A 22,930-nucleotide genomic window follows, 5' to 3' on the forward strand; every position below is an offset into this window, starting at 1 on the left:
CCGGCCCGCTGCGGCATCCTGCCGCCCATGGAGACCGAGCTGAGCAGGCGACTGGGAATCGAGCACGCGGTCTTCGGCTTCACCCCCTTCCCCGCGGTGGCCGCCGCCGTCACCCGCGCCGGGGGACTCGGCGTGCTCGGCGCCGTGCGGTACGCCGACCCCGGCGCCCTCGCCCGGGACCTCGACTGGATGGCCGCGCACACCGACGGCAAGCCGTACGGGCTCGACGTCGTCATGCCCGCCAAGAAGGTCGAGGGCGTCACCGAGGCCGACGTCGAGGCCATGATCCCGGACGCGCACCGGCGCTTCGTCCAGGAGACCCTCGCCAGGCACGGCGTCCCCGGGCTCGGCCCCGGGGACCGCTCCGGGTGGCGCATCACCGGCTGGATGGAGGAGGTCGCCCGCGCCCAGCTCGACGTCGCCTTCGACCACCAGATCAGCCTGCTCGCCAACGCCCTCGGACCGCCGCCCGCCGACGTCGTCCGCCGGGCCCACGAGCGCGGCGTCCTCGTCGCCGCGCTCGCCGGGAGCGCCCGGCACGCCGTCCGGCACGCCGAGGCGGGCATCGACATCGTCGTCGCCCAGGGCTACGAGGCGGGCGGCCACACCGGCGAGATCGCCACCATGGTGCTCACCCCCGAGGTCGTACGGGCCGTCGACCCGCTGCCCGTCCTGGCCGCCGGTGGCATCGGCAGCGGCGAACAGATCGCCGCCGGACTCGCGCTCGGCGCGCAGGGCGTCTGGCTGGGCTCGCTCTGGCTCACCACGGAGGAGGCCGAACTGCACTCGCCCGCCCTGACCGCGAAGCTCCTGGCCGCGGGCTCCGACGACACCGTGCGCTCCCGCGCGCTCACCGGCAAACCGGCCCGCCAGCTGCGCACGGCCTGGACCGACGCCTGGGACGACCCGGGCGGGCCCGGCCCGCTCCCCATGCCGCTGCAAGGGCTGCTCGTCGCCGAGGCCCTGTCCCGCATCCAGAAGTACGAGGTGGAGCCGCTGCTCGGCACACCGGTCGGGCAGATCGTGGGGCGGATGAACTCCCGGCGCAGTGTCCAGGCCGTCTTCGACGACCTGACGGCCGGCTTCGAGCGGGCGGTCGACCGGATGAACCGCATCGCGGGCCGCACCGGCCCCTCCCGGAGCTGAGACCGGCCGAGACCGGCTGAGACCCGTTGAGATCGACGCCATCGCGGAGCCCACCCACTGAGGAGCACCCCATGCCGCACCCCGAAGGGTTCTGGGCACAGGCCACCGCCGACCCGGAACGCACCGTGCTCGTCACCCCCGACGGCCGCACCCGCACCGCCGGCCAACTCCACGCCGCCGCCAACCGGCTGGTCCGCGGCCTGCGCGCCGTCGGCCTCCGCCGGGGCGACTCCTTCGCCGTCGTCCTCCCCAACGGCGAGGAACTCCTCACCGCCTGCCTCGCCGCCACCCAGGCAGGTTTCTACCTCGTCCCCGTCAACCACCACCTGCTCGGCCAGGAGATCGCCTGGATCGTGGCGGACGCGGAGGCGGGGGCGCTCATCGCCCACGAACGGTTCGCCGCCGCGGCGACCGCCGCGGCCGACGGCGCGGGGCTGCCCGCCGGGCGCCGCTACGCCGTCGGCGACATCCCCGGCTTCCGCCCGTACGAAGGGCTCCTCGCCGGCCGCCCCGGCACCCCGCCGGCCGACCGCACGCTCGGCTGGGTCATGAACTACACCTCCGGCACCACCGGCAGGCCACGGGGCATCCGCCGCCCCCTGCCCGGGAAGCCGCCCGAGGAGAGCCATCTCGGCGGCTTCCTCGGCATCTTCGGCATCGAGCCGTTCGACGACAACACCCACCTCGTCTGCTCGCCGCTCTACCACACGGCGGTCCTCCAGTTCGCGGCCGCCTCCCTGCACCTCGGCCACCGGCTGGTGGTCATGGACAAATGGACCCCCGAGGAGATGCTGCGCCTCATCGACACCCACCGCTGTACGCACACCCACATGGTCCCCACCCAGTTCCAGCGGCTGCTGGGGCTGCCCGCGCACGTACGGGCCGCGTACGACGTCTCCTCCATGCGGCACGCCGTCCACGGCGCCGCCCCCTGCCCCGACCACGTCAAGCGGGCGATGATCCGGTGGTGGGGGAACTGCGTCGAGGAGTACTACGCGGCCAGCGAGGGCGGGGGAGCCTTCGCCACCGCCGAGGACTGGCTGAAGAAGCCCGGCACCGTCGGCAGGGCCTGGCCCATCAGCGAACTCGCCGTCTTCGACGACGCCGGCCGCCGGCTGCCCGCGGGTGAACTGGGCACCGTCTACATGAAGATGACCACCGGCGGCTTCGCCTATCACAAGGACGACGGCAAGACCCGTGAGAACCGGATCGGCGACTTCTTCACCGTCGGCGACCTCGGCTTCCTGGACGAGGACGGCTATCTCTTCCTCCGCGACCGCAAGATCGACCTGATCATCTCCGGCGGGGTCAACATCTACCCCGCCGAGGTCGAGTCCGTGCTCCTCGCCCACCCCGCCGTGGCCGACGCCGCCGTCTTCGGCGTCCCGCACGACGACTGGGGCGAGGAGGTGCGAGCCGTGGTGGAGCCGGCCGACGGCCACGCGCCCGGTGCCCCGCTGGCCGTGGAGCTCCTCGCCCACTGCGCGCGCCACCTGGCGGGCTACAAGCGGCCCCGGGCCGTCGAGTTCATCGCCGACATGCCCCGCGACCCCAACGGCAAGCTCTACAAACGCCGGCTGCGCGACCCGCACTGGCGCTCCCGCGGGCGTGCCCTCTGACCTCGGCTCACGGCCTCGGCGCGCGGTCGTCCACGACGCGCCTGAGCTTGCCCGTCGAGCGCTCCAGCGTGCCGGGGTCCACGATCTCCACGGCGGCCGACACCCCGATGCCCTCCTTCACCCGGCGGGCGATCTCCCCGGCCGCCTCGGCGCGCCGCCCCGGCGTCGCCCCGGGACGGGCCTCCGCACGCACAGTGAGGTGGTCCATCCGGCCCTCGCGCGTCAGCCGCAGTTGGAAGTGCGGGGCGACGCCCGGGGTGCGCAGCACGATCTCCTCGACCTGCCCGGGGAAGAGGTTGACCCCGCGCACGATGATCAGGTCATCGCTGCGCCCGGTGATCCGCTCCATGCGCCGGAAGGCACGGGCGGTGCCGGGCAGCAGCCGCGTGAGGTCGCGGGTGCGGTAACGGACGACGGGCATGGCCTCCTTGGTGAGCGAGGTGAGGACCAGCTCACCGTGCTCGCCCTCGGGCAGCACCTCACCCGTGACCGGGTCCACGATCTCCGGGCAGAAGTGGTCCTCCCAGATGTGCGGCCCGTCCTTGGTCTCCACGCACTCCTGCGCGACGCCCGGGCCCATGATCTCGGACAGGCCGTATATGTCCACCGCGTCGAGCGCGAACCGCTCCTCGATCTCCCGCCGCATCCCCTCCGTCCAGGGCTCGGCCCCGAAGACACCGATCCGCAGTGAGGAGGCGCGGGGGTCGAGCCCTTGGCGCTCGAACTCGTCGAGCAGGGTGAGCATGTAGGACGGCGTCACCATGATGACCTCGGGACGGAGGTCCGTCAGGAGCCGGACCTGTCGCTCGGTCATCCCGCCGGACGCGGGAATCACCGTGCAGCCGAGCCGCTCCGCTCCGTAGTGCGCCCCCAGCCCGCCGGTGAACAGGCCGTACCCGTAGGCCACATGCACCTTGTCCCCCGGCCGGACACCGGCCGCCCGCAGCGAGCGCGCGACGAGCCCGGCCCACGTGTCGAGATCCCCCTGTGTGTAGCCGACGACGGTCGGCGTGCCCGTCGTACCACTGGAGGCGTGGATCCGCCGCACCTCACCTTCCGGCACGGCGAACATCCCGAACGGGTAGTGCTCACGCAGATCCGCCTTCGTCGTGAACGGGAACCGCGCGAGATCGGCGAGCGTCCGGCAGTCCTCGGGCCGCACGCCGACGGCGTCGAAGGCGTGCCGGTAGAAGGGCACGCGCTCGTAGACGCGCCGCAGGGTGTCGCGCAGGCGCGTCAGCTGCAGCCGGTCGAGCTCGGCACGTGACATCTGTTCCGCTGCGTCCGCCATGGCGGGATCTTCCCCGGCCCCGCCCCTTCCCAAAGCTCCGGAGTTATAGTTCTGGAGTGGTCGGCCCATGGTGGCATCGTCGCAGGTCAAGCGGTCCCGGCAAGCTCTGATCTCCACGGAGGGCATGGAACAGAGCACTACACCTGCGGGAACCACTGCGGGAACCGTATTCGCCGAGACCCTGCGCGGGGTCCGGTGCATCCGACTGTCGGTCCGCACCGACGAGACCACAAGCCCCGAGCGGCAGCTCGTTGATCCCTAGGTACGACGGTGGGGACTGACGATCTTCTCTGCGGCGCTGCACATGCGGGCCAAGACGCGATATGCGTCCGCTCGCTGGCTTGCGTTGGTGCTGAGGCATGCCACAAGGACCGCTACCAGGATTGGAAGTGAGGCCGTCAACAGCACCAGTGCGTATGTCGTCATGTCGCAAAGGTAGGGGCCATCTACGCTCGCTGATCTGCGCGGTTGTCTGCATGCGACCCTTGCGAGGTGGCCGATGATGGAGTAAATCACCTAAAAGGTCAAGGCCGCGTCCGTCCACTTCGCAGACCAGTTCTTCAACGGTGACGTGGAGGTGAACCCGAAGGGGTTCGACGGACTGCGCAAGCGGCTGCTCGGCAGTCAGGTCCTCGACGCGAAGGGGGCCGGGCCGGTCGCCAACGGCCATGACTTCTTTGACCTCCTGGACGCGCTGGCCGCGCAGGTACGGGGCATCAGCGGCTCCAACGGCGCGCTGTACATGAACGCTGCGATCCGGGCGAAGGCCGAGTCGGGGTTCCGTCGGCTCGGCGGCGGCGAACTCCTGCGTGAGGAGATCGCGGGCAAGCGCACCGGCACGTGGAAGGGGGTGCCGCTCCTGGATGCCGGGCAGAAGCTGGACGGAACCGACGTGCTGCCGCTGACCACGGGTACCGGCGGGAAGCAGACCGGCGACATCTACACCGTTCGTTTCGGAGCCGGCGAGGCCGACGCCGGGGTACCCGGGCTGACCAACGGCGGAGTCCAGACCACCGACCTCGGCGAGTCCCACGACAAGCCCGTCTACCGCACCCGCATCGACTTCTACTGCGGCCTCGCCCTCTTTGGTGGCAAGGCAGCTGCCGGGCTGACAACGTCCTCGTTGGCTGACGACACCGCCAAGCCCCCGGGCTCTCACTCCACAGGGGCGGCGAGTGTGGGGGTTTCGTCACGTCTGTGCGTCGCTTCAAGTGCTATGCGCCCGTGCCCTCTTGCGCTGATCAGTAGCAAGCGTGACGCTCGTGCACACCTGTGCAACCCACTCGACAGCGGAGGCGAGCATGACCTTAAAGTTCCTCGGGATCATCCCGAACACGCCGGACACGGACTCACCGACGATCTGGCTCGACCAGGAAACCGGGGACCTGCTGATCCAGTCCTACAGGGCCACGGAGGAAGAGGTGAAGGCATGCCAGGAAATCGGCTCCATCCCCGGCCACTCCACGGACGTGCCTGATCACGAGACGATCATCAGGCTCCCCAAAGTCATGCTCCAGTACATCCCCAAGCCTGACAGTGAGTAGAAGCGATGACGACCCCCGTACATGAGGGCCTGGCCAAGGCTAAGGAGTCGGCCGTCCACTTGGAGATGCGCGACGCCTACCAGCCCAGTGACCCCGAGTTCATCGCGTGGCAGCAGGGCAAGCGCCTGGACCCCGCCGACCGGTCCTCGTGGTGGCGCCCGTTCCTGGACGTGGTGACCGAGACGACGGCGCGCGGCGTTGCGATGAAGCGTGCCCGGATCATTTCCGAGCCGGTCACTGACTACATCCGGTACGAGTACGACGTGACGTTCCCGAATGTTGCAGCCGGCGAACGCGTCCGCTGGCTGCCCCGGCGCAAGGCGGCCGACATCGCCCTACCCGGAACCGACCTGTGGATGTTCGACGGAACTTCGGTGCTGTTCACCTACTTCTCCGGGATCGGCGAAGTGGTTGACCGCGAATGGCGCACCGAACCGGCAGTAGTGGAGCTGGTGAAGTCGGCGTTTGAAGCGGTCTGGGAACGGGCCACGCCGCACGAGGAGTACCGGCTCCGCTGACCCATCGCAACCATGACCATCTCACCCTCTTCAAGTGCCCAGCAGGCCCGGCAGGTTCTGGCGAATCGTCTCGCTGAACTGTGCCGGGATGCTGGCCTGTCCGGGCGCGATATCGCCCGCCTGTGCGGTTGGTCCGCAGCCAAGTCGTCCCGCATCATGAACGCCCGCACACCCCCATCCGCTGACGACATTCGGGCGTGGTGCCAGGCGGCCGGCGCAGAAGGGCAGACCGCCGATCTGATCGCCTCGCTGCGGACCGCTGAGGGCATGTGGATCGGGTGGCGGCGCATGGAGCGTGCTGGGCTCAAACAGGCGCAGGAAGCGCGCTTGCCGCTCTATGAGCGCACCCACCGATTTCGCTCGTACTCATCGTGGCTCGTGCCCGGATTGATCCAGACACGTGACTACACCGAGGCCGTATTGCGCGCCGTTCAGCGGAGGCGAGTCGAGGTGGACGACGTATCCGGCGCTGTGCAGGCGCGCATGGAGCGTCAGCGTGTGCTGTACGAGGGTGACCGGCGGTTCGCGTTCCTTGTCGAGGAGTCGGTCTTGCGGAACGGGCTGTGTGGGGCAGACGCGCTTACAGGGCAGCTTGATCATCTACTGACGATCGGCTCACTGCCCAACATCAGCCTGGGCGTGGTACCCGACCAGGCGGATCGTTCGCGGATGCCGGTAGAGGGGTTCTGGATCTACGATGCGGCTCAGGTCAACGTCGAGTTGATCTCCGGTTACCTCACGATCACGCAACCCAGCGAGGTAGGCATGTACGCCGATACGTTTGCGCAGCTGGCCGATATGGCGGTCTACGGGGCGAATGCCCGCGCGCTGATTACGGCAGCCATGACCGCCCTCGGGTGATTGTCGTGCAACCTCGTGAAATCCCCTGGCAGTTGAGCCCGTCGCGTTCCTAGCGTCGACGGCATGGAACAGAGCGAGCAGCCCGACACGGCACAGAGCAGCGACGCGCGGCGGTTCCTCTCCCGCCTCTCCGGGGCGTGCGGGGTCGGTGGCGTGCTCCTGGTGCGAAAGGGCGTTCCTGGCCCTGGCGGTGCGGACCTGGCGCCCGGTGACGGGCTCAGGTGGCCCAAGTGTCAGTGCAGAAGCGCACGTTGTCCGGACTACGCGCCCCCGTCGACGTCGCCCTCCGAAGGGCTGAGAGCCAAGGTCGCGGAAGTCAACCAGCGGAGTCGTAAGGGCGGACTGTGAGCATCAAGGTGACCATGCGGTATGTGATCCACCGGATCGCGGAGCACCCGGACACGGACGTGACCTTTGAGGCCGAGTGCCTGCACTGCAAGTGGAAGGCAACGGCGACTGAAGACTCGGCGGGCGTCGATGTGGAGTGCATGAGCCACACGGGCCGGTCCGGACACGCTGGGTTTCGGCGCATCCGCACATCGTTCGCGATGGTGGTTCGCGCTGAGTAGAGACCCCCGCCCCGGCCGAAAGCCTGGACAGCGATGACGGCCGGGACGGGGCGCACACACCCGACACCAGGAGGGGCATGCACATGCGCCATGTTAGTGATCTGCTCACCGGAGAGCAGCGGGCAGGAGTGATCAAGACGGTAAGGGACAGCAACCCCGACATGACGGAGGACATGGCCGGGCGGATCGTGGACGAGGCGACAAAGTTCGTCGTGGCGGCGGCATGCTTCCCCGCAGTTCCCTTGGCGCCCTCGCGTGTGGTGGACGAGGGATGGCACGCCTTGATCGTTCACACGCGGCTGCATGAGGAACTGTGCGAGCAACACGGCCGGTTCGTGCAGCACTCACCCGGCTACGACCCGACCCACTACGACCCCGAGGTCCTGGAGCGCACCCGCGCGGTCATCGAGGAGGCGGGTTACTCCGTCGATGACGAGTTGTGGAGGGGGCCCCAAGACGGCCTCGTCTCCGTGGCGGCGAACTGCCAGCACGCGCCGAGATGCGCAATCCGCCCCATGCCCAAGCCGGAACCCCCGGTCTCCTGACCTGCCCGGCCAACACGCCGTACGCTGCCGCCAAGGGAGGTGCGACGTGATCGACTGGACAGACCCCCGCTACGCGAGGGTCGTCAAGGCCATGAGGGAGGCACAAGCCCGCGCAGCAGAATCCGGCGAGGGCAAGCCCAAGGTCGTGCGGGGCTTCATCCTGCCCGACGAAGGCGGACCAACCCCAGACCGCAAGCCCACTGAATAGACCCGCTGAACGAGTGCCCCGTCCCGTCCGGGGAACCCTCCGGGCGGGGCCCCTTCAGCCCTTTCGTAGAAGTACCCGTTACGAGCTTTGGGGCTTCCCGAAACCGGGGAGCCCCCCGGACCGCCAGCGCCCTGCGGGCGGAGCCCCCACGCGGCGGAGCCGCGCGGCAAGGGCTCCTCAGGCGAAGGCCCGCCCCGCGAAGCGCCGTTCGAAGCCGTCGCCCACGTCGGCCGTGACGGTCACGTCGTACGCACCGGACGAGGGCACGGCGACCGTCAGCTCCGTACGCCCGCCGCCCTCGACCGCGGCAGTCGTACCGTCCGAGACGGTGAAGAGCACGCGCGCGCCCCCGCCGTTGGTCAGAGTCAGCCGTAGCCCCTGCACAGAAGCCGTCACCGCCGCCTCCGGGTGGCCCTTCGCGGCGTTCGTCCACGTCCGGACGTCTCCCTTGAAGCCGCGCAGGTAGCCGTCGGGGCCGTGCAGGTCGATGTCGTACTTGCCGCCGCCGTACGTGAGCGCGCTGAAGTAGTCGCTCGCGCTGCCGCCCACCGGGACGGTGTAGTGCCATGCCTCGTACGCCCGGTGGCTCACCGCGTAGGCCGTGAAGCCCGCGCCCAGCCGGCCGGTGTTGACGACCTTGAACCACAGGCGGTTGGTGGAGGTGTCGGTCCAGGACGTGGTGTCGAAGCCGTAGCCGGTCGGCCGGGCCGGGCGGGTGCCCTCCTCCTGCACGGGGCGGGTGGCGGTGGCCGGGGGCTTGGCGTCGGGCAGGGAGTCCTGTGCGTCGCAGGCGGCGACGAGGGCCGTCGTGTCCGGCAGGGCGGGGAAGGAGGTGTTCTTCGTGGTGAAGTCGAAGGCGCTCATCAGGTCGCCGCACACCGTGCGCCGCCAGGCGGAGATGTTGGGCTCCTTGACGCCGGTCCAGTTCTCCAGGAAGCGCAGCGGCGAGGTGTGGTCGAGCACCTCGGAGTGGACGTGTCCGCCCCGGCTCCACGGTGAGATCACGGTCATCGGGACCCGCGGCCCGAGGCCGATGGGTGCGCCGCCGATGAACTCGTCGGGGGTGCCGGACGGCGGCACGGGCGGGGCGACGTGGTCGAAGAAGCCGTCGTTCTCGTCGAAGTTCAGGAAGAGCACCGTCTTCGCCCAGACCTCGGGGTGCGCGGCCAGCGACTCCAGGACGTACTTCGCGGTGTAGTCGGCGCCGTACGCGGGCGGGTAGGCGGGGTGCTCGGACTGCCGCTCGGGGGCGACGATCCAGCTCACGGCGGGCAGCCGGCCGCTCGCGACGTCCTGGGCGAAGGCGTCGGCCGGGCGGCGCTGCATGCCGTTGACGTACAGCGACGAGTCGGTCTTCGCGCTCTTGAACCGGCTGAACCAGGCCAGCGGGTTGTCGTCGTAGTTGTCCTGCTGCTGGTAGACGCGCCAGGAGATCCCGGCGGCGTCGAGGCGCTCGGGGTAGGTGGTCCAGGTGTAGCCCTTCTCGGAGTTGTCGGTGACCGGGCCGCCGTTCCTGCCGCCCGGGTCGATCATGCCCGTCCACTGGTAGAGCCGGTTGGGGTTGGTCGGTCCCTGCACGGAGCAGAAATACTGGTCGCAGACGGTGAACGCCTCGGCCAGCGCGAACTGGAAGGGGATGTCGGCGCGCTGGTAGTACCCCATGGTCCAGGCGCTCTTGGCGGGGATCCAGTTGTTGTATCTGCCGCCGTTCCAGGCGCTGTGCGTCCCCGCCCAGCCGTGGTCGAGGTCGCGCACGCGCTGGGCGTCGGTCGCGGCCGTGTCCAGGTGCCAGGGCGTCAGCACACTGCCGCCGAGCGGCCCGAGCGCCGTCTGGCGCAGGACGTCGGAGCCGCCGGGGAAGCGCAGCAGGGAACGGTCCCCGAAGCCCCGTACGCCCTTGAGCGTGCCGAAGTAGTGGTCGAAGGAGCGGTTCTCCTGCATGAAGATCACCACATGCTCGACATCGTCCGGCCTGCCGGACGGCGAGCTCGCGGCCATGGCCTGCTGGAGCGAGGACGGCAGGGCGCCGAGCGCGGCGGCGCCGGCGGCCGCGCCGAGGAAACCACGACGGGACAAGGGGGTCACGATGACTCCTGGAGGAAGGGGGCGGGACGTGGAAGAGGGACCGCGCCGATTGAAGGCCCACGCGGCCACCGCCGCCCCAACGCGCGCGGAGTGCGCCGTGTCCACCGCGCGCACAGGAGGTGTCCCGCGCGTCAAGACCTGGCAAAAGCGCTACGGGGCGCGCTCGCCGCAGGCCACGGCCCGCGCCCAGCGGTAGTCCGCCTTGCCGCTGGGCGAGCGCTCGACGCGGTCGGTGAGGACGAGACTGCGCGGCACCTTGTACCCCGCCAGCCGGGCGCGGCAGTGCTCCTGGAGCGCGCCGAGCGTCGGCGGGCGCGCACCGGGCCGGGGCTGGACGACGGCCGCGACGCGGTGCCCCCACCGGGCGTCGGGCACGCCGGTGACCAGCACGTCGTACACATCCGGGTGGGCCTTGAGCGCTTCCTCGACCTCTTCCGGATAGACCTTCTCGCCACCGGTGTTGATGCACTGCGAGCCGCGCCCCAGGACGGTGACCACGCCGTCCGCGCCCACTGTCGCCATGTCCCCGAGCAGGACCCACCGCTCGCCCCGCGCCTGGAAGAACGTCTCCGCGGTCTTCGCCGGGTCGTTGTAGTAGCCGAGCGGCACGTGCCCGCGCTGCGCGACCCGTCCGACCTCGCCGGTGCCCACCGGTTCGTACGTCACCGGGTCGACCACGGCCGTACGGTCGTTGAGACGCACCCGCAGGCCACGGCCGCCGTCGTCGGTCGCGGTGCCGTTGAAGCCGGACTCCGACGAGCCGAAGTTGTTCACCAGCGCCACGTGCGGCAGGAGCGCCGCGAACTCCTCCCGTACGGTGTCCGACAGGACGGCCCCCGAGCTGCTGACGCTGAACAGCGACGAGCAGTCCGTGCCCCGCAGCGGCCCCGCCAGTGCCTCCACCAGGGGCCGCAGCATCGCGTCACCCACCAGCGAGACGCAGGTGACCCGCTCCTTCGCGACGGTCCGCAGCACCTCCTCCGGCACGTACTTGCGGTGCAGGACCACCTTCTGGCCGAAGTCGAAGGCGATGAAGGCCGTCAGCGTGGACGTGCCGTGCATCAGGGGCGCGGTGGGGAAGAAGACGAGGCCCTCGCCGCCCGCCGCGACCCGCTCGGCGAGCTCCTCGGGCCGCCGCACCGGGTCGCCCGTCGGCGCGCCGCCGCCGAGCCCCGAGAAGAAGAGGTCCTCCTGCCGCCACATGACGCCCTTGGGCATGCCGGTGGTGCCACCGGTGTAGATGATGATCTGGTCGTCGCCGGAGCGCGGCCCGAAGTCGCGCCCCGGGGCGCCGGACGCCTCGGCGTCCGCGAAGGGCACGGGCTCGATCGGGGGCCTGGGGGCGTCCTCGGGCGGCGGGCCGACGCGGACGAGGTGGCGGATCCGCTCCGCCCCGGGCAGCGCCGCCGCCACCCGCCCGGTGAACTCGGCGTCGAAGACCAGCCCCGCCAGGTCGGCGTCCCGGTAGAGATAGGTCAGCTCCTCCTCCACGTAGCGGTAGTTGACGTTGACCGGCACGGCCCGGAGCTTCAGGCACGCCCAGAGGGTCTGGAGGTACTCGACGCCGTTGTAGAGGTGCAGGCCCACGTGCTCGCCGGGCCGGATGCCGCTGTCGCGGAAGTGGTGGGCCAGCCGGTCGGCCGCCGCGTCGAGCTGCGCGTACGTCAGCCGCCGCTCCGTGCCGCCGCCCGGGTGGTCGATGTGGACCAGGGCCTCCCGGCCGGGCACCGTGTCGACGACCGACTCGAAGAGGTCGGCGAGGTTCACGTCCATGTCTCCTCCTGGTCTCCTCCTGCCGGGCGGTACCGGGCGGGGCGCGGCGGCGGCGGTACGGCGGGGCACGGCCGCTCGGTGCGGACGGGGGCGGCGGCGGTGCGGCGGCCGGGACGGCCCGGCGGTCATTAGAGCGCCGGGCGCGGTGAGTGGGAAGGGCAGCCGCCCAAGAAATCTGACGGGATGTCAGAAAACTCTTGAAGTGCGGACCCGCCTCCGCCACCCTGTTCTCCGTCGCCGGACAGCCGGACGGGGACAGCCGGACCGGACAGCCGGACAAGAGGAGGCACCCCATGAGCGGGACCGCGCACCTCGTGGTCGAGCGCGTCGGCGCCACCCTGCTGCTCACCCTCAACCGGCCGCAGGCCAGGAACGCCCTCTCCCTGCCGATGCTGGTCGGGCTCCACGACGGCTGGGCCGAGGCTGACGAGGACGACACCATCCGCTCCGTCGTCCTCACCGGCGCGGGCGGAGCCTTCTGCTCCGGCATGGACCTCAAGGCGCTCGCCGGTCGGGGACCGGCCGACGACACCTGCCGGGACCGGCTGAAGGCGGACCCCGACCTCCACTGGAAGGCCATGCTCCGCCACCACTGCCCCCGCAAACCCGTCATCGCCGCCGTCGAGGGCCCCTGCGTCGCGGGTGGCACCGAGATCCTCCAGGGCACCGACATCCGCGTCGCGGGCGAGAGCGCCACCTTCGGCCTCTTCGAGGTACGGCGCGGCCTCTTCCCCGTCGGCGGCTCCACCGTCCGCCTCACCCGCCAGATCCCGCGCACCCACGCCCTCGAAATGCTGCTCACCGGCCGCCCGTACACCGCCCACGAGGCCGAGCGCATCGGGCTCGTCGGACGGGTCGTGCCCGACGGCACCGCCCTGGAGTCGGCTCTCGCCACCGCCGAACTCGTCAACGCCAACGGTCCGCTGGCCGTGGAGGCGGTCAAGGCGTGCGCCTACGAGACCGCCGGTCTCGACGAGCCCGACGCCCTCGCCGTCGAACTCGAACGCGGCATGCGGATCTTCGACACCGCCGACGCCAAGGAAGGCGCCCGCGCCTTCGCCGAGAAGCGCCCGCCCGTCTTCCGGCGCGCCTGAGCCCACCGGAGACGCCCGAGACCGTCCGACAGGAGGAGAGCCGCGGCCGTGTCCGAGATCCTCACCGCGCCCCTGGTCGTCGAATTCCCTTTCACCCGCTCCCTGGGCCCCGTCCAGAGCGCCTTCCTCACCGGCCTCCGCGAACGCGTCGTCCTCGGCGTGCGCACCACCGACGGCCGCGTCCTCGTGCCGCCCGTGGAGTACGACCCCTTCACCGCCGAGGAGATCCGCGAGCTCGTCGAGGTGGCCCCCACCGGCACCGTCACCACCTGGGCCTGGAATCCGGCCCCCCGCCCGCGACAGCCCCTGACGACCCCCTTCGCGTGGGCCCTCGTACGCCTCGACGGAGCCGGCACCGCCCTCCTGCACGCCCTCGACGCCCCCGGCCCCGACGCCGTACGCACCGGGATGCGCGTCCGCGTCCGGTGGGCGGCCGAACGCACCGGAGCGATCACCGACATCGCGTGCTTCGAACCGCACGAGAGCGGCACGGCCGGCCCGGCGACCCCGCACACCGGCACCTTCGCCGACCCCGTCACCGGCATCACCGCACCCGCCCGCCTCGACTACACCTACGCCCCCGGCCGCGCCCAGAGCCGCCACCTCGCCGCCCTCGCCCGGCACACCCTCACCGGCGAACGCTGCCCCGCCTGCCGCCGTGTGTACGTACCGCCCCGCGGCGCGTGCCCGACCTGCGGCGTCGCCACCGCCGAGCAGGTGGAGGTCGGCCCGCGCGGCACCGTCACCACCTACTGCGTCGTCAACATCAAGGCCAGGAACGCCACGATCGACGTCCCGTACGTCTACGCCCACATCGCCCTCGACGGCGCCGACCTCGCCCTCCACGGGCGCATCGCCGGCATCCCGTACGACCAGGTGCGCATGGGCCTGCGCGTCGAGCCGGTCTGGACCGAGGGCGCCCGCCACCCCGACCACTACCGCCCCACGGGCGAACCCGACGCCGACTACGACACGTACAAGGAGCTGCTGTGACGCGGTACGCCCGCGACGTGGCGATCGTCGCCTTCGCGCAGACCGCCCACCGGCGCTCGTCGGAGGACGTGTCCGAGACCGAGATGCTGCTGCCCGTCCTGCGCGAGGTGCTGGACCGGGCCCAACTGGCACCCGGCCAGGCCGGCTTCACGTGCTCGGGGTCGAGCGACTACCTCGCCGGGCGCCCCTTCTCCTTCACCATGGCCCTCGACGGCGTCGGCGCCTGGCCGCCCGTCGCGGAGTCCCACGTGGAGACGGACGGCGCCTGGGCGCTCTACGAGGCCTGGGTCGAACTCCTCACCGGCGCCGCCGACACCGCCCTCGTCTACGCCTACGGCAAGTCCTCCGCCGGTGACCTCGGCGCCGTGCTCACCCGCCAGCTCGACCCCTACTACACCGCCCCGCTGTGGCCCGGCCCCGTCGACCTCGCCGCGCTCCAGGCGCAGGCGCTCATCGACGCGGGCGAGGCCGACGAGGAAGACCTCGCCGCCGTCGCGCACCGCAGCCGCGCCGCCGCCCGCACCAACCCCCACGCCCGGCTCCGCGGCCGGGTGCCCATGGGCGACCACCTCGTACGGCCGCTGCGCACCGGCGACTGCCCGCCCGTCTGCGACGGCGCCGCCGCGGTCGTCCTCGCCGCCGGGGACACCGCCCGCCGCATGTGCGAACGGCCCGCCTGGATCCGTGGCATGGACCACCGCGTCGACCCGCAGGGGCTCGGACTGCGCGACCTGACCGACGCCCCCTCCGCCCGGCTCGCCGCCGAACACGCCGGCGCGTTCGACGCCCCCGTCGACACCGCGGAGATCCACGCGCCCTTCACCGCACAGGAATTGATCCTGCGCAAGGCCCTCCGGCTCGGGGACGACGTCACCGTCAACCCCTCCGGCGGCGCCCTCGCCGCCGACCCGGTCATGGCGACCGGGCTGATCCGCTTCGGCGAGGCGGCCGCCCGCGTCCACCGCGGCGCGTCGGACCGGGCGCTGGCCCACGCCACCTCCGGGCCGTGCCTCCAGCAGAACCTCGTCGGTGTCCTGGAAGGGGAGAGCCGGTGAAGCGCGCGGACAACGAACCCGTGGCCGTCGTCGGCATCGGCCAGACCCGGCACGCGGCCGCCCGCCGGGACGTCTCGATCGCCGGGCTCGTCCGCGAGGCCGCCCTGCGCGCCCTCGCCGACGCGGAGCTGACCTGGGCCGACATCGACGCCGTCGTCATCGGCAAGGCGCCCGACTTCTTCGAGGGCGTCATGATGCCCGAGCTCTACCTCGCCGACGCGCTCGGAGCGGTCGGCAAACCCCTGATGCGCGTGCACACCGCGGGTTCCGTCGGCGGCTCCACGGCCCTCGTCGCCGCGAACCTCGTGGCCTCCCGGGTGCGCGGCACCGTCCTCACCGTCGCCTTCGAGAAGCAGTCCGAGTCCAACGCCATGTGGGGGCTGTCCCTGCCCGTCCCCTTCCAGCAGCCCCTGCTGGCCGGCGCCGGCGGCTTCTTCGCCCCGCACGTACGGGCGTACATGCGCCGCACCGGAGCGCCCGATCACGTCGGCGCCCTCGTCGCCTACAAGGACCGCCGCAACGCCCTGCGGAATCCCAGCGCCCACCTCCACGAACACGACATCACGCTGGAGAAGGTGCGGTCCGCACCCATGCTGTGGGACCCGATCCGCTACTCCGAGACCTGCCCCTCCTCCGACGGGGCCTGCGCGATGGTCCTCACCGGCCGCCGGGGCGCCGCGCGCGCCCCGCGTCCGCCGGCCTGGGTGCACGGCGGCGCCATGCGCAGCGAGCCGACCCTCTTCGCGGGCAAGGACTTCGTCTCGCCCCGAGCGGGCCGCGACTGCGCCGCCGACGTCTACCGCCAGGCGGGGATCACCGACCCGCGGCGCGAGATCGACGTGGCCGAACTCTACGTCCCCTTCAGCTGGTACGAGCCGATGTGGCTGGAGAACCTCGGCTTCGCGGCCGAGGGCGAGGGCTGGAAGCTCACCGCCTCCGGCGCCACCGAGCAGGACGGCGACCTGCCCGTGAACCCCTCGGGCGGGGTGCTGTCCACCAACCCCATCGGCGCCTCCGGCATGCTGCGCTTCGCCGAGGCCGCGCTCCAGGTGTGCGGCCGGGCCGGTGCGCACCAGGTCGACGGTGCCCGCAAGGCGCTCGGCCACGCCTACGGCGGGGGAGCGCAGTTCTTCTCCATGTGGCTGGTGGGCGCCGAGCCGCCCGGCAGCTGAGGTTCGCGGCCTGTCCGGCGCGTCGCGCGCTCGCTAGGGTGGCCGGGAGGACGACCGGGAGGAGCTACGGACGTGGCGAAGAGCATGACGCACCAACTGGCCGGTGGCACAAGGCCGGAGCTCGACCTCGCGAACGCCGCATGGCAGCCGGGCGGTCAGGGCGTCGGTGACGTCCAGATCGCCTTCGTCGAGGGATTCATCGCGATGCGTCACGGGCGTTCGCCGGGTGGCCCGGCCGTGGTCTTCACCCCGATGGAGTGGCCCGCCTTCGTCCGCAGCGCCCGCATCGGCCGCTTCGACGCCCCCTGACCCCGGACCTTCCCCGGACGGAGTCCGGGGAGGGAGCCGGGGAGTTCGAGGACGCTCCCGCCGCGGGCGGCGGACCGGCCCGCAGCGGAATACAACGGGTCAGCCGACCGGGATGCCCTCCGTCAGGAGCCCGGCGTGGTAGCGGCGGGCGACCTCCGGGTGGGCGCGGAGCCAGCCCTTGACCTCGTTGCGGCCGTACTCCGCGAACAGCGGGTTGGAGGAGTCCTGGGTGACCCCGGGCGCCCGGTGCGCGTGCGGGAAGGGCACGGGCTCGATGCGCGCGTCCAGCCGGGGGTTGTAGAAGAACGGCACGGAGTAGCGCTCCCGGGTGCCGGGCGGGCTGACCACACGGTGGTTGGTGGCCTTGAGATAGCCGTTGGTCGCCACCTCCAGCAGCTCGCCGAGGTTGATCACGAACGCCCCGGGAAGCGGCGGCACATCGCGGAACACCCCGTCCGCGCCCTCCACTTGGAGGCCGCCGACCTCGTCCTGGAGCAGCAGCGTCAGGAAGCCGTAGTCCTTGTGCGCGCCCACGCCCTGCCCCGCGCCGTCGGGGGCGCTGCCGGGGTAGCGGACCAGCTTGAGGTGCAGGTGGGGGCGGTCGGCGAAGGCGTCGTCGTAGAAGCCGGCCGGAGCGCCGATCGAGGCGAGCAGCTCGTGCAGCAGCCGCCCGGCCACCTCGCTCAGCCTGTCGATCCAGCGCAGCGCGGCGGTCCTGAGCTCGGGAAGGGCGGCGGGCCACTGGTTCGGGCCCTCCAGCCACCAGTAGCCGGGCTCGTCGCCGGTGGGTATGCGGGCCGCGCGCTCGGCGCCTATGTCGATCTGGTCCCGCCAGTCGCGGCTGCCGCCGGTCCGCTCGTCGCCGATGCGGGTGTAGCCGCGGAAATGGGGCGAGTTGAGATTGCTGATGGACAGCCGCTCCGCCTCGGGGAGGGCGAAGAACGCACGGAGGGTACGCATCAGTTCGGCGGTCTCGGACTCGGTGATCCCGTGCCCGGTCAGGTGGAAGAAGCCCACGTCGCGGGCGGCGCCGTGCAGCGCCTCGTGGAAGGCTGCGCGGCTTGCGGCGTCACCCGACGCGGCGGAGAGGTCGATGACGGGAAGCTTGTTGCTCATGAGGACATCCACTTGCGTGAAGGCCCGGTACGTACGGCGGTGCGCCGGACGGCCGCGCTGTCACCGCGGGGTACGCGGGCAGGACAGGCGGGGGGACCGGGAAGCGGCAGGAAGAAAGAAAAAAGAAAAGAGGCCCGCGGCCCGGGAAAGCGGGCCGGGCGGGAAGAAGGTCAGCCGTAGTGGCGACAGGACATGCTCGTGACGCGGAGGAGGTCCACGTGGCGGCGTTTCACGAGCATGGTCACGTGGACCATCGTATACGACGCCGTAACCAACAGATCCGGCCTGGTTCGAAGGGCCCGGACGGCCTCGAAGCTATGGATCTTCCGGTCCGGACAAACGGAATCCCCCCTCCCGCGGTGCCCGTGCACCCGCGGAAGGGGGGATCGCGCAGCAGCGACCGCCGTTGTCAGCGACCGTTGCCCGAGCCGTTGCCCGAGACGATCGGGATCTCGTCGAGAATGTGCGACAGCGGGTCGTCGCCGTCGGAGATCGTCGAGTTGTCGGTGCACTGTTGCTGCTGCTGAGAGCTCAGGACCGGTACGTCCTGGACGCCGACGTTGATCAGAGCGATCAGCGACTGGAGGCCGATCTTGCCGATGCCGAGACACGGCTTGTTGAGCGTGCCCTGGATCAGACTCATCTGCGGGCTCTGCTCGCCGCCGGTCATGGTGTTGCCGTAACCGGTCCGGGAAGCGTTTCCGTTCGCGACGTCCGAGTCGTTGCCGATCGCCATCGCGGGACCGGCGATGGTGCCGACCGCGGAGGCCGTCAGCGCGGCCGTGGCGAGTACCTTCTTGAGCACGTCTGTGCCTTTCGATCGATTAGCGCCTTCTCAGGGGAAGTGTCCTGAGTAACTCGACCCCATTTGCCGAGGTTTCGGGCATTCACTCATTTGCGCCATCGAGCGATCGGTACGGAAATGCCGGGGGTGTCCCCATCGTCTCGGGATATTCCTCCGCCACCACGGGCCATTGGGGTGATGGCGGCGGGGCCGCCCTGATATGGCTGGTAGCGTGCTGCGCGCGGCGGATCTTCGGCCGTCAGTCCGCCCGGACAGCGCCCCCACAAGCTGCGTCCGGGCGGGCTTTTGCGCTCCTGCGAGCCGGCCGCCGCGCGAGGGGTACGGGCCTCACCGCCGGCTGCGCTCCGGCGCGAACGGCACCCCGGACCGGAGGCCGCGCAGGCCGACCACCAGCGCCTCGCCGATGAAGGTGACGCCCAGGCTGAGCTGCATGGGCCGGGCGTTCGCGTGCATGCCCGCATGCGTCGCGAGCAGCCCGAAGCCCGCCATGGCGACGAAAGTGACCACCAGGACGAGGAAGGACCGGCCGGTGTAGCGCTGCCACAGCACCCCGTCCTTCTCGAAGACCACGACGGCCGACCCGCGCCACGCGCCCGCCGCCACCCCCAGCACGGCGCCCGTGGCCGACCAGGCGAGATCCGTCGCCGTCAGGCCCTCGGCCTTGGCCAGGGACGCTATGCCGATGCCGGTGAGGATCACCGGTGGCAACAGCAGATCGCGGGCGTTGAGGGCCTCTCCTCGCAGTCGCTTGATCACCACGACGATCACCACCGCGGCGATGATCCCCCCGTGCAGCCAGCCGTTCACTCGCTCCCCCTCTTTTTAGCCCAGTCGTGCCAAAAAAGATATTAGCTCGACCGTGCTATAAAGTCGACATGCCGAAGATCGTCGACCCCGGGGCCCGCCGCCGCGCCGTCGCCGCCGCCGTCCTCCGCGTCGTGGGCCGCGACGGCCTGGAGGCCGCCTCGCTGCGCAACGTCGCCGACGAGGCGGGACTCGCCGTCGGGTCCGTCCGCCACTACTTCAGCGACCACGACGAGCTGGTGATCTTCGCGATGGGGGAGCTCGTCGGCCGCATCGAACACCGCCTCCGCGCCCGCGCCGACCTCGTCCTCGCCACCGCCCCCGGCAGCGACCTCCGCACGCGCGCCGAGGAACTGCTCGCCGAGCTGCTGCCGCTCGACGACGAGCGCCGCGTGGAGGCCGAGCTCTGGATCGCCTTCACCACAGCGGCCCGCACCCGGCCCGGACTCCGGCCCCGCGCCGTCGAGTTGCAGCAGGGCACCGTCGCCCTGCTGGCCCGCGTCCTCCAGGGCGGCCAGGAGAGCGGCGGGCTGCCCGACGGACTCGACGTCGAACTGGAGAGCCTCCGGCTCGCCGCGCTGGTCGACGGCCTCACCCTCCAGGCCGTGCTCGAACCGGACCGGCTGACCCCCGAGCTCCTCCGCCGGATGCTGAGCCACCACCTGGACACCCTCGGGCAGCGCCGCTGACCGCACCCGTTCGGCCCCACGGCCGCCGCGCGCGCCCCGCTCCCCACGCCGCCCCGTACGCCGCCCCGGCCCCGCGCGCCGGGCCGCACCGGGGGTCTCCCCGGCGTCACGGCGCGCCGCGGTGCACGTACGATGTGGGCATGTCGTTCCTCCGCCGCCGCAGCGCCGCCACGCCCACCGGGCCGGACTTCGACGTCCTCGCCATGGACCCGGGGGACTGGCCCGGCGACCTCGGTGCCGGACTGCTGCCCGCGCCCGACGGCAGCTGCCAGGGCGTCTTCCTCCGCTACGACCTCTTCGGCGGGCGCGGCCCCGCGATGATCATCGGCAATCTGCCCGAGGGCTCCCCGGCCCGCGAGCTGGGCGAGGGCCAGGTCCCCTTCGAGGTGGCGCAACTGCTGGTGGCCCTCGGCAACGACGAGCCCGTGCAGGTGCTGGAGACCGAGGACATCCCGGTCATGCACGAGGACAACCTGCTGATCGTGCGCCGCCTGAAGTGCTCCGAAGGCCGCATCTCCTGCACCCAGTTCGACCGCAGCGACGGCGTCCTCGTCACCATCGCCAGCTGGGACCGCCCCATCACCGACGAGCTCTACCAGCTGCTCAAGCCGCTGCCCGCGGAGATGTTCCAGCAGGTCTGAGCCCGCGGAACGCCCCACCGACACCGGAGCCCGGTACGCCTGCCGTACCGGGCTCCCTCGCTGTCCGCGCCCTCAGCGGTCGGACGGGCGCACGCTCACATCGGCGGCCCTGACGAAGGCCACCCGGTGACCGAACTGGATCTCGTAGTAGACGTCCTTGCCCCGGATCACCTGGTGACCCGCCGGATCGAAGGACTTCGACCACAGATACTCGCTCGGCACCTGACCGCCCACCACGTAGGCCTGTCCCGCGAGCAGTTTGTACGGCAGCGGTGTCACCTCCTGCACCGGCACACCGGCGGGATACGCCTCCTTCTCGGGATAGGCCCGTCCGTAGACCGGGACCCCGGCCGACCCCGCCTTGGGGGTGACCACCTTGCCCCGGGCATTGACCACGGTGGGCTCCCACCACGGGTTGCGGAACCACGCCTTCTGGCCGAGGTACCAGATCGCCGTCCAGTCGCCCTGGCGGTCGGCGACCGCGAACTGCTGGCCGGTGGAAGCGCGGGCCCCCGTGTCGTTGACATCGGTCGTCGAGGCGCCGCCGCCCGGGCGCAGACCGATGTCCTTCACGAGCGGGGCGTCCTTCTTCGGTGCCGTGTACAGCCGGACAGCGCCTGAACCGTGCCGCGCGCAGGGCTTGTCCGCTCCCTCGCAGCCCGTGTACCGCGGGGTGTTGGTGTCGTAGTCGGGCCGGATGGTGACCACCCCGCCGTACGCGCCACCCGTGGGGTAGAAGGGCCTGCCCAGCAGCTCGAAATAATGCTCCCAGTCCCAGAAGGGACCCGGGTCGGTGTGCATGCCCTTGATGGTCGCCGGGGTCGTGCCCGGGACGTTGTCGTGCCCCAGGATGTGCTGCCGGTCCAGCGGGACGTGCAGTCTGTCGGCCAGATAGCGCACCAGCCGGGCCGACGTGCGATACATCTCCTCCGTGTACCAGGCGTCGGGCTGGGCCAGGAAGCCCTCGTGCTCGATGCCGACGGAGGCGGAGTTCACGTACCAGTTGCCCGCGTGCCAGGCCACGTCCTTCGTCGGCACGTGCTGGGCGATGTGCCCGTCCGCGGAGCGCACGGTGTAGTTCCAGGACACGTACGCGGGATCCTTGATCAGCTTGACCGTCGTCTCCCACGACCCCTCGGTGTCGTGGATGACGATGAAGTCCACCTTCTGCGAAGGCGTCCTGGGGCGGTCGGCGACGTCGTGGTTGCCGTAGTCCGTCCCCTCCAGCTTCTGGTACGGCGCCGGGATCGACTCGCACGCCACCGAGGACGGGCACTCCACGCCGTTCCCCGGAGGCGTCGGGAGCCCCAGCCGCCGCACCTGGTCCGCACGGTCGACCGCACGGGGGACCGCCTCCAGGGCGACCAGTTGACCGGCGTCCGTCGTGCGCCGCACACCGGCGCGGATCACCTCGAAGACGTCGTGCGCGAAGGTGCCGGCCGACACCGCGTCCGTGGCACCCGGATAGCTCGCCACCGCGCCGTACCAGTCCGCGGGATCGGGGCTCGGCGGCAGCCCCAGCCGGTGCTGCGCGGCGGCCAGCAGGGCCGCACCGCCCTGGACGTTGGCCGCCGGGTCCAGACGCAGCGCCTCGGCGGACAGGCCGGACAGCTCGGCGGCCCGCTCCAGCGTGCGCAGCCGCGCCGGGACCTCCACGGGCACGGGCAGCTCCGGGCGGACGGAACGCGCCCCGGCGAGCGGCCGGGCGCCGTCCCCGCGGGGGTCCTGGAGCCCGTCACCGCGGTGCGTGCCCGCCGCGAGCGCGGTGGCGACGTCGGTGAGGTGCATGGGGCCGTAGCCGCCGGTGACACTGGGCGCGCCGCCGTGGGCGTTCCAGCGGGACTGGAGATACGAGACGCCCAGCAGCACGCTCGGGGGCACGTGATACTTCGCGGACGCGGCGACGAAGGCCCGTTGCAACGCGCCGACGCCCGGCTGTTCCTCGCCGCTGGCCATGGGGCTGCCGGAGAGGGCGGGTGCCAACAGGGCGGCCGACGCCAGGACGCCGACCGCCCGGAGTCTGCGGCGGGTTCCCCACCGGGCTCTCGGCAGAGTGGTCCGGGGGGCGGGGGCGGATCCTCGCAATGCGGCCT

The 22,930-nt window shown here is 71.5% G+C and carries 23 protein-coding genes and 1 pseudogene; 16 read left to right on the plus strand and 8 right to left on the minus strand.

Features of this window, described 5'->3' with window-relative positions:
* Positions 1 to 27: 27 nt before the first annotated feature.
* Both AB0435_RS06140 and AB0435_RS06145 read left to right on the plus strand, forming a co-directional pair.
* The gene (locus tag AB0435_RS06140) at positions 28 to 1,146 is read left to right on the plus strand and encodes a nitronate monooxygenase (protein WP_366002555.1); all 1,119 of its coding nucleotides are present in this window, start codon (positions 28 to 30) and stop codon (positions 1,144 to 1,146) included.
* Between the two features lie 71 nt (positions 1,147 to 1,217).
* Positions 1,218 to 2,765 (plus strand): acyl-CoA synthetase, encoded by a 1,548-nt coding sequence (locus AB0435_RS06145; RefSeq protein WP_366426323.1) that lies wholly within the window; start codon positions 1,218 to 1,220, stop codon positions 2,763 to 2,765.
* A 7-nt stretch (positions 2,766 to 2,772) separates the two neighbouring features.
* On the opposite strand, the gene paaK is transcribed toward AB0435_RS06145, so the two are convergent.
* Positions 2,773 to 4,056 carry a phenylacetate--CoA ligase PaaK gene (paaK, locus tag AB0435_RS06150; RefSeq protein WP_366426324.1) on the minus strand — a complete coding sequence of 428 codons (1,284 nt, stop codon included), beginning with the start codon at positions 4,054 to 4,056 and terminating at the stop codon, positions 2,773 to 2,775.
* Positions 4,057 to 4,588: 532 nt separating this feature from the next.
* Here paaK and AB0435_RS06155 point away from each other — a divergent pair.
* The 7 genes and pseudogenes from AB0435_RS06155 to AB0435_RS06185 form a co-directional block, all read left to right on the plus strand.
* Positions 4,589 to 5,158 (plus strand): annotated as a pseudogene (locus AB0435_RS06155) (major capsid protein); the annotation flags it as partial.
* Between the two features lie 199 nt (positions 5,159 to 5,357).
* Positions 5,358 to 5,600 (plus strand): hypothetical protein, encoded by a 243-nt coding sequence (locus tag AB0435_RS06160; protein ID WP_366002552.1) that lies wholly within the window; start codon positions 5,358 to 5,360, stop codon positions 5,598 to 5,600.
* Between the two features lie 5 nt (positions 5,601 to 5,605).
* The gene (locus AB0435_RS06165; RefSeq protein WP_366002551.1) at positions 5,606 to 6,118 is read left to right on the plus strand and encodes a DUF6879 family protein; all 513 of its coding nucleotides are present in this window, start codon (positions 5,606 to 5,608) and stop codon (positions 6,116 to 6,118) included.
* A 12-nt stretch (positions 6,119 to 6,130) separates the two neighbouring features.
* A complete protein-coding gene (locus AB0435_RS06170; protein ID WP_366002550.1) occupies positions 6,131 to 6,979 on the plus strand; it encodes a helix-turn-helix transcriptional regulator in 849 nt (282 codons plus the stop codon).
* 344 nt (positions 6,980 to 7,323) lie between these two features.
* A complete protein-coding gene (locus tag AB0435_RS06175; RefSeq protein ID WP_366426325.1) occupies positions 7,324 to 7,548 on the plus strand; it encodes a hypothetical protein in 225 nt (74 codons plus the stop codon).
* A gap of 83 nt (positions 7,549 to 7,631) precedes the next feature.
* Positions 7,632 to 8,093, plus strand: coding sequence for a hypothetical protein (locus AB0435_RS06180; protein ID WP_366426326.1), 462 nt, complete (start codon positions 7,632 to 7,634; stop codon positions 8,091 to 8,093).
* A gap of 46 nt (positions 8,094 to 8,139) precedes the next feature.
* Complete coding sequence (locus tag AB0435_RS06185) at positions 8,140 to 8,301, plus strand: hypothetical protein (RefSeq protein ID WP_366002547.1); 162 nt, start codon at positions 8,140 to 8,142, stop codon at positions 8,299 to 8,301.
* 177 nt (positions 8,302 to 8,478) lie between these two features.
* Here the strand turns inward: AB0435_RS06185 and AB0435_RS06190 are convergent, their stop codons facing one another.
* Positions 8,479 to 10,386: a phosphocholine-specific phospholipase C gene (locus AB0435_RS06190; protein ID WP_366426327.1), complete on the minus strand. Its 1,908-nt coding sequence runs from the start codon at positions 10,384 to 10,386 to the stop codon at positions 8,479 to 8,481.
* A 150-nt stretch (positions 10,387 to 10,536) separates the two neighbouring features.
* Positions 10,537 to 12,159, minus strand: a complete 1,623-nt coding sequence (locus tag AB0435_RS06195) for an acyl-CoA synthetase (protein WP_366426328.1) — start codon at positions 12,157 to 12,159, stop codon at positions 10,537 to 10,539.
* A gap of 293 nt (positions 12,160 to 12,452) precedes the next feature.
* Here AB0435_RS06195 and AB0435_RS06200 point away from each other — a divergent pair, with 293 nt between their 5' ends.
* From AB0435_RS06200 to AB0435_RS06220, 5 genes are all read left to right on the plus strand, one after another.
* Positions 12,453 to 13,253 (plus strand): crotonase/enoyl-CoA hydratase family protein, encoded by an 801-nt coding sequence (locus AB0435_RS06200; protein WP_366426329.1) that lies wholly within the window; start codon positions 12,453 to 12,455, stop codon positions 13,251 to 13,253.
* A 48-nt stretch (positions 13,254 to 13,301) separates the two neighbouring features.
* Complete coding sequence (locus AB0435_RS06205; protein WP_366002543.1) at positions 13,302 to 14,246, plus strand: OB-fold domain-containing protein; 945 nt, start codon at positions 13,302 to 13,304, stop codon at positions 14,244 to 14,246.
* Complete coding sequence (locus tag AB0435_RS06210) at positions 14,243 to 15,301, plus strand: thiolase domain-containing protein (protein ID WP_366426330.1); 1,059 nt, start codon at positions 14,243 to 14,245, stop codon at positions 15,299 to 15,301. Before AB0435_RS06205 ends, AB0435_RS06210 begins: the two co-directional genes overlap by 4 nt.
* Positions 15,298 to 16,473, plus strand: coding sequence for a thiolase domain-containing protein (locus AB0435_RS06215; RefSeq protein WP_366002541.1), 1,176 nt, complete (start codon positions 15,298 to 15,300; stop codon positions 16,471 to 16,473). The genes AB0435_RS06210 and AB0435_RS06215 overlap by 4 nt, the downstream gene beginning before the upstream one ends.
* A gap of 84 nt (positions 16,474 to 16,557) precedes the next feature.
* Positions 16,558 to 16,782 (plus strand): DUF397 domain-containing protein, encoded by a 225-nt coding sequence (locus tag AB0435_RS06220; RefSeq protein ID WP_366002691.1) that lies wholly within the window; start codon positions 16,558 to 16,560, stop codon positions 16,780 to 16,782.
* Between the two features lie 99 nt (positions 16,783 to 16,881).
* Here the strand turns inward: AB0435_RS06220 and AB0435_RS06225 are convergent, their stop codons facing one another.
* The 4 genes from AB0435_RS06225 to AB0435_RS06240 form a co-directional block, all read right to left on the minus strand.
* Entirely contained in the window at positions 16,882 to 17,898 is a 1,017-nt protein-coding gene (locus AB0435_RS06225; protein ID WP_366426331.1) for a 2-oxoglutarate and iron-dependent oxygenase domain-containing protein, read from the minus strand.
* 170 nt (positions 17,899 to 18,068) lie between these two features.
* The gene (locus AB0435_RS06230; protein ID WP_366002690.1) at positions 18,069 to 18,152 is read right to left on the minus strand and encodes a putative leader peptide; all 84 of its coding nucleotides are present in this window, start codon (positions 18,150 to 18,152) and stop codon (positions 18,069 to 18,071) included.
* Between the two features lie 155 nt (positions 18,153 to 18,307).
* Positions 18,308 to 18,703 carry a rodlin gene (locus AB0435_RS06235; RefSeq protein ID WP_366002539.1) on the minus strand — a complete coding sequence of 132 codons (396 nt, stop codon included), beginning with the start codon at positions 18,701 to 18,703 and terminating at the stop codon, positions 18,308 to 18,310.
* Between the two features lie 327 nt (positions 18,704 to 19,030).
* Positions 19,031 to 19,510 (minus strand): DUF1453 domain-containing protein, encoded by a 480-nt coding sequence (locus AB0435_RS06240; RefSeq protein ID WP_366002538.1) that lies wholly within the window; start codon positions 19,508 to 19,510, stop codon positions 19,031 to 19,033.
* 68 nt (positions 19,511 to 19,578) lie between these two features.
* Between AB0435_RS06240 and AB0435_RS06245 the strand changes: the two genes are divergently transcribed.
* Positions 19,579 to 20,196 (plus strand): TetR family transcriptional regulator C-terminal domain-containing protein, encoded by a 618-nt coding sequence (locus AB0435_RS06245; protein WP_366002537.1) that lies wholly within the window; start codon positions 19,579 to 19,581, stop codon positions 20,194 to 20,196.
* Positions 20,197 to 20,336: 140 nt separating this feature from the next.
* Positions 20,337 to 20,837 (plus strand): hypothetical protein, encoded by a 501-nt coding sequence (locus tag AB0435_RS06250; RefSeq protein ID WP_301889609.1) that lies wholly within the window; start codon positions 20,337 to 20,339, stop codon positions 20,835 to 20,837.
* A gap of 72 nt (positions 20,838 to 20,909) precedes the next feature.
* Here AB0435_RS06250 and AB0435_RS06255 read toward each other — a convergent pair whose 3' ends face one another.
* Positions 20,910 to 22,793 carry a peptidoglycan recognition family protein gene (locus tag AB0435_RS06255; RefSeq protein ID WP_366002689.1) on the minus strand — a complete coding sequence of 628 codons (1,884 nt, stop codon included), beginning with the start codon at positions 22,791 to 22,793 and terminating at the stop codon, positions 20,910 to 20,912.
* Positions 22,794 to 22,930 lie beyond the last annotated feature (137 nt).

This window comes from Streptomyces sp. NPDC051173 (genome assembly GCF_040689515.1).
Classification (GTDB): domain Bacteria; phylum Actinomycetota; class Actinomycetes; order Streptomycetales; family Streptomycetaceae; genus Streptomyces.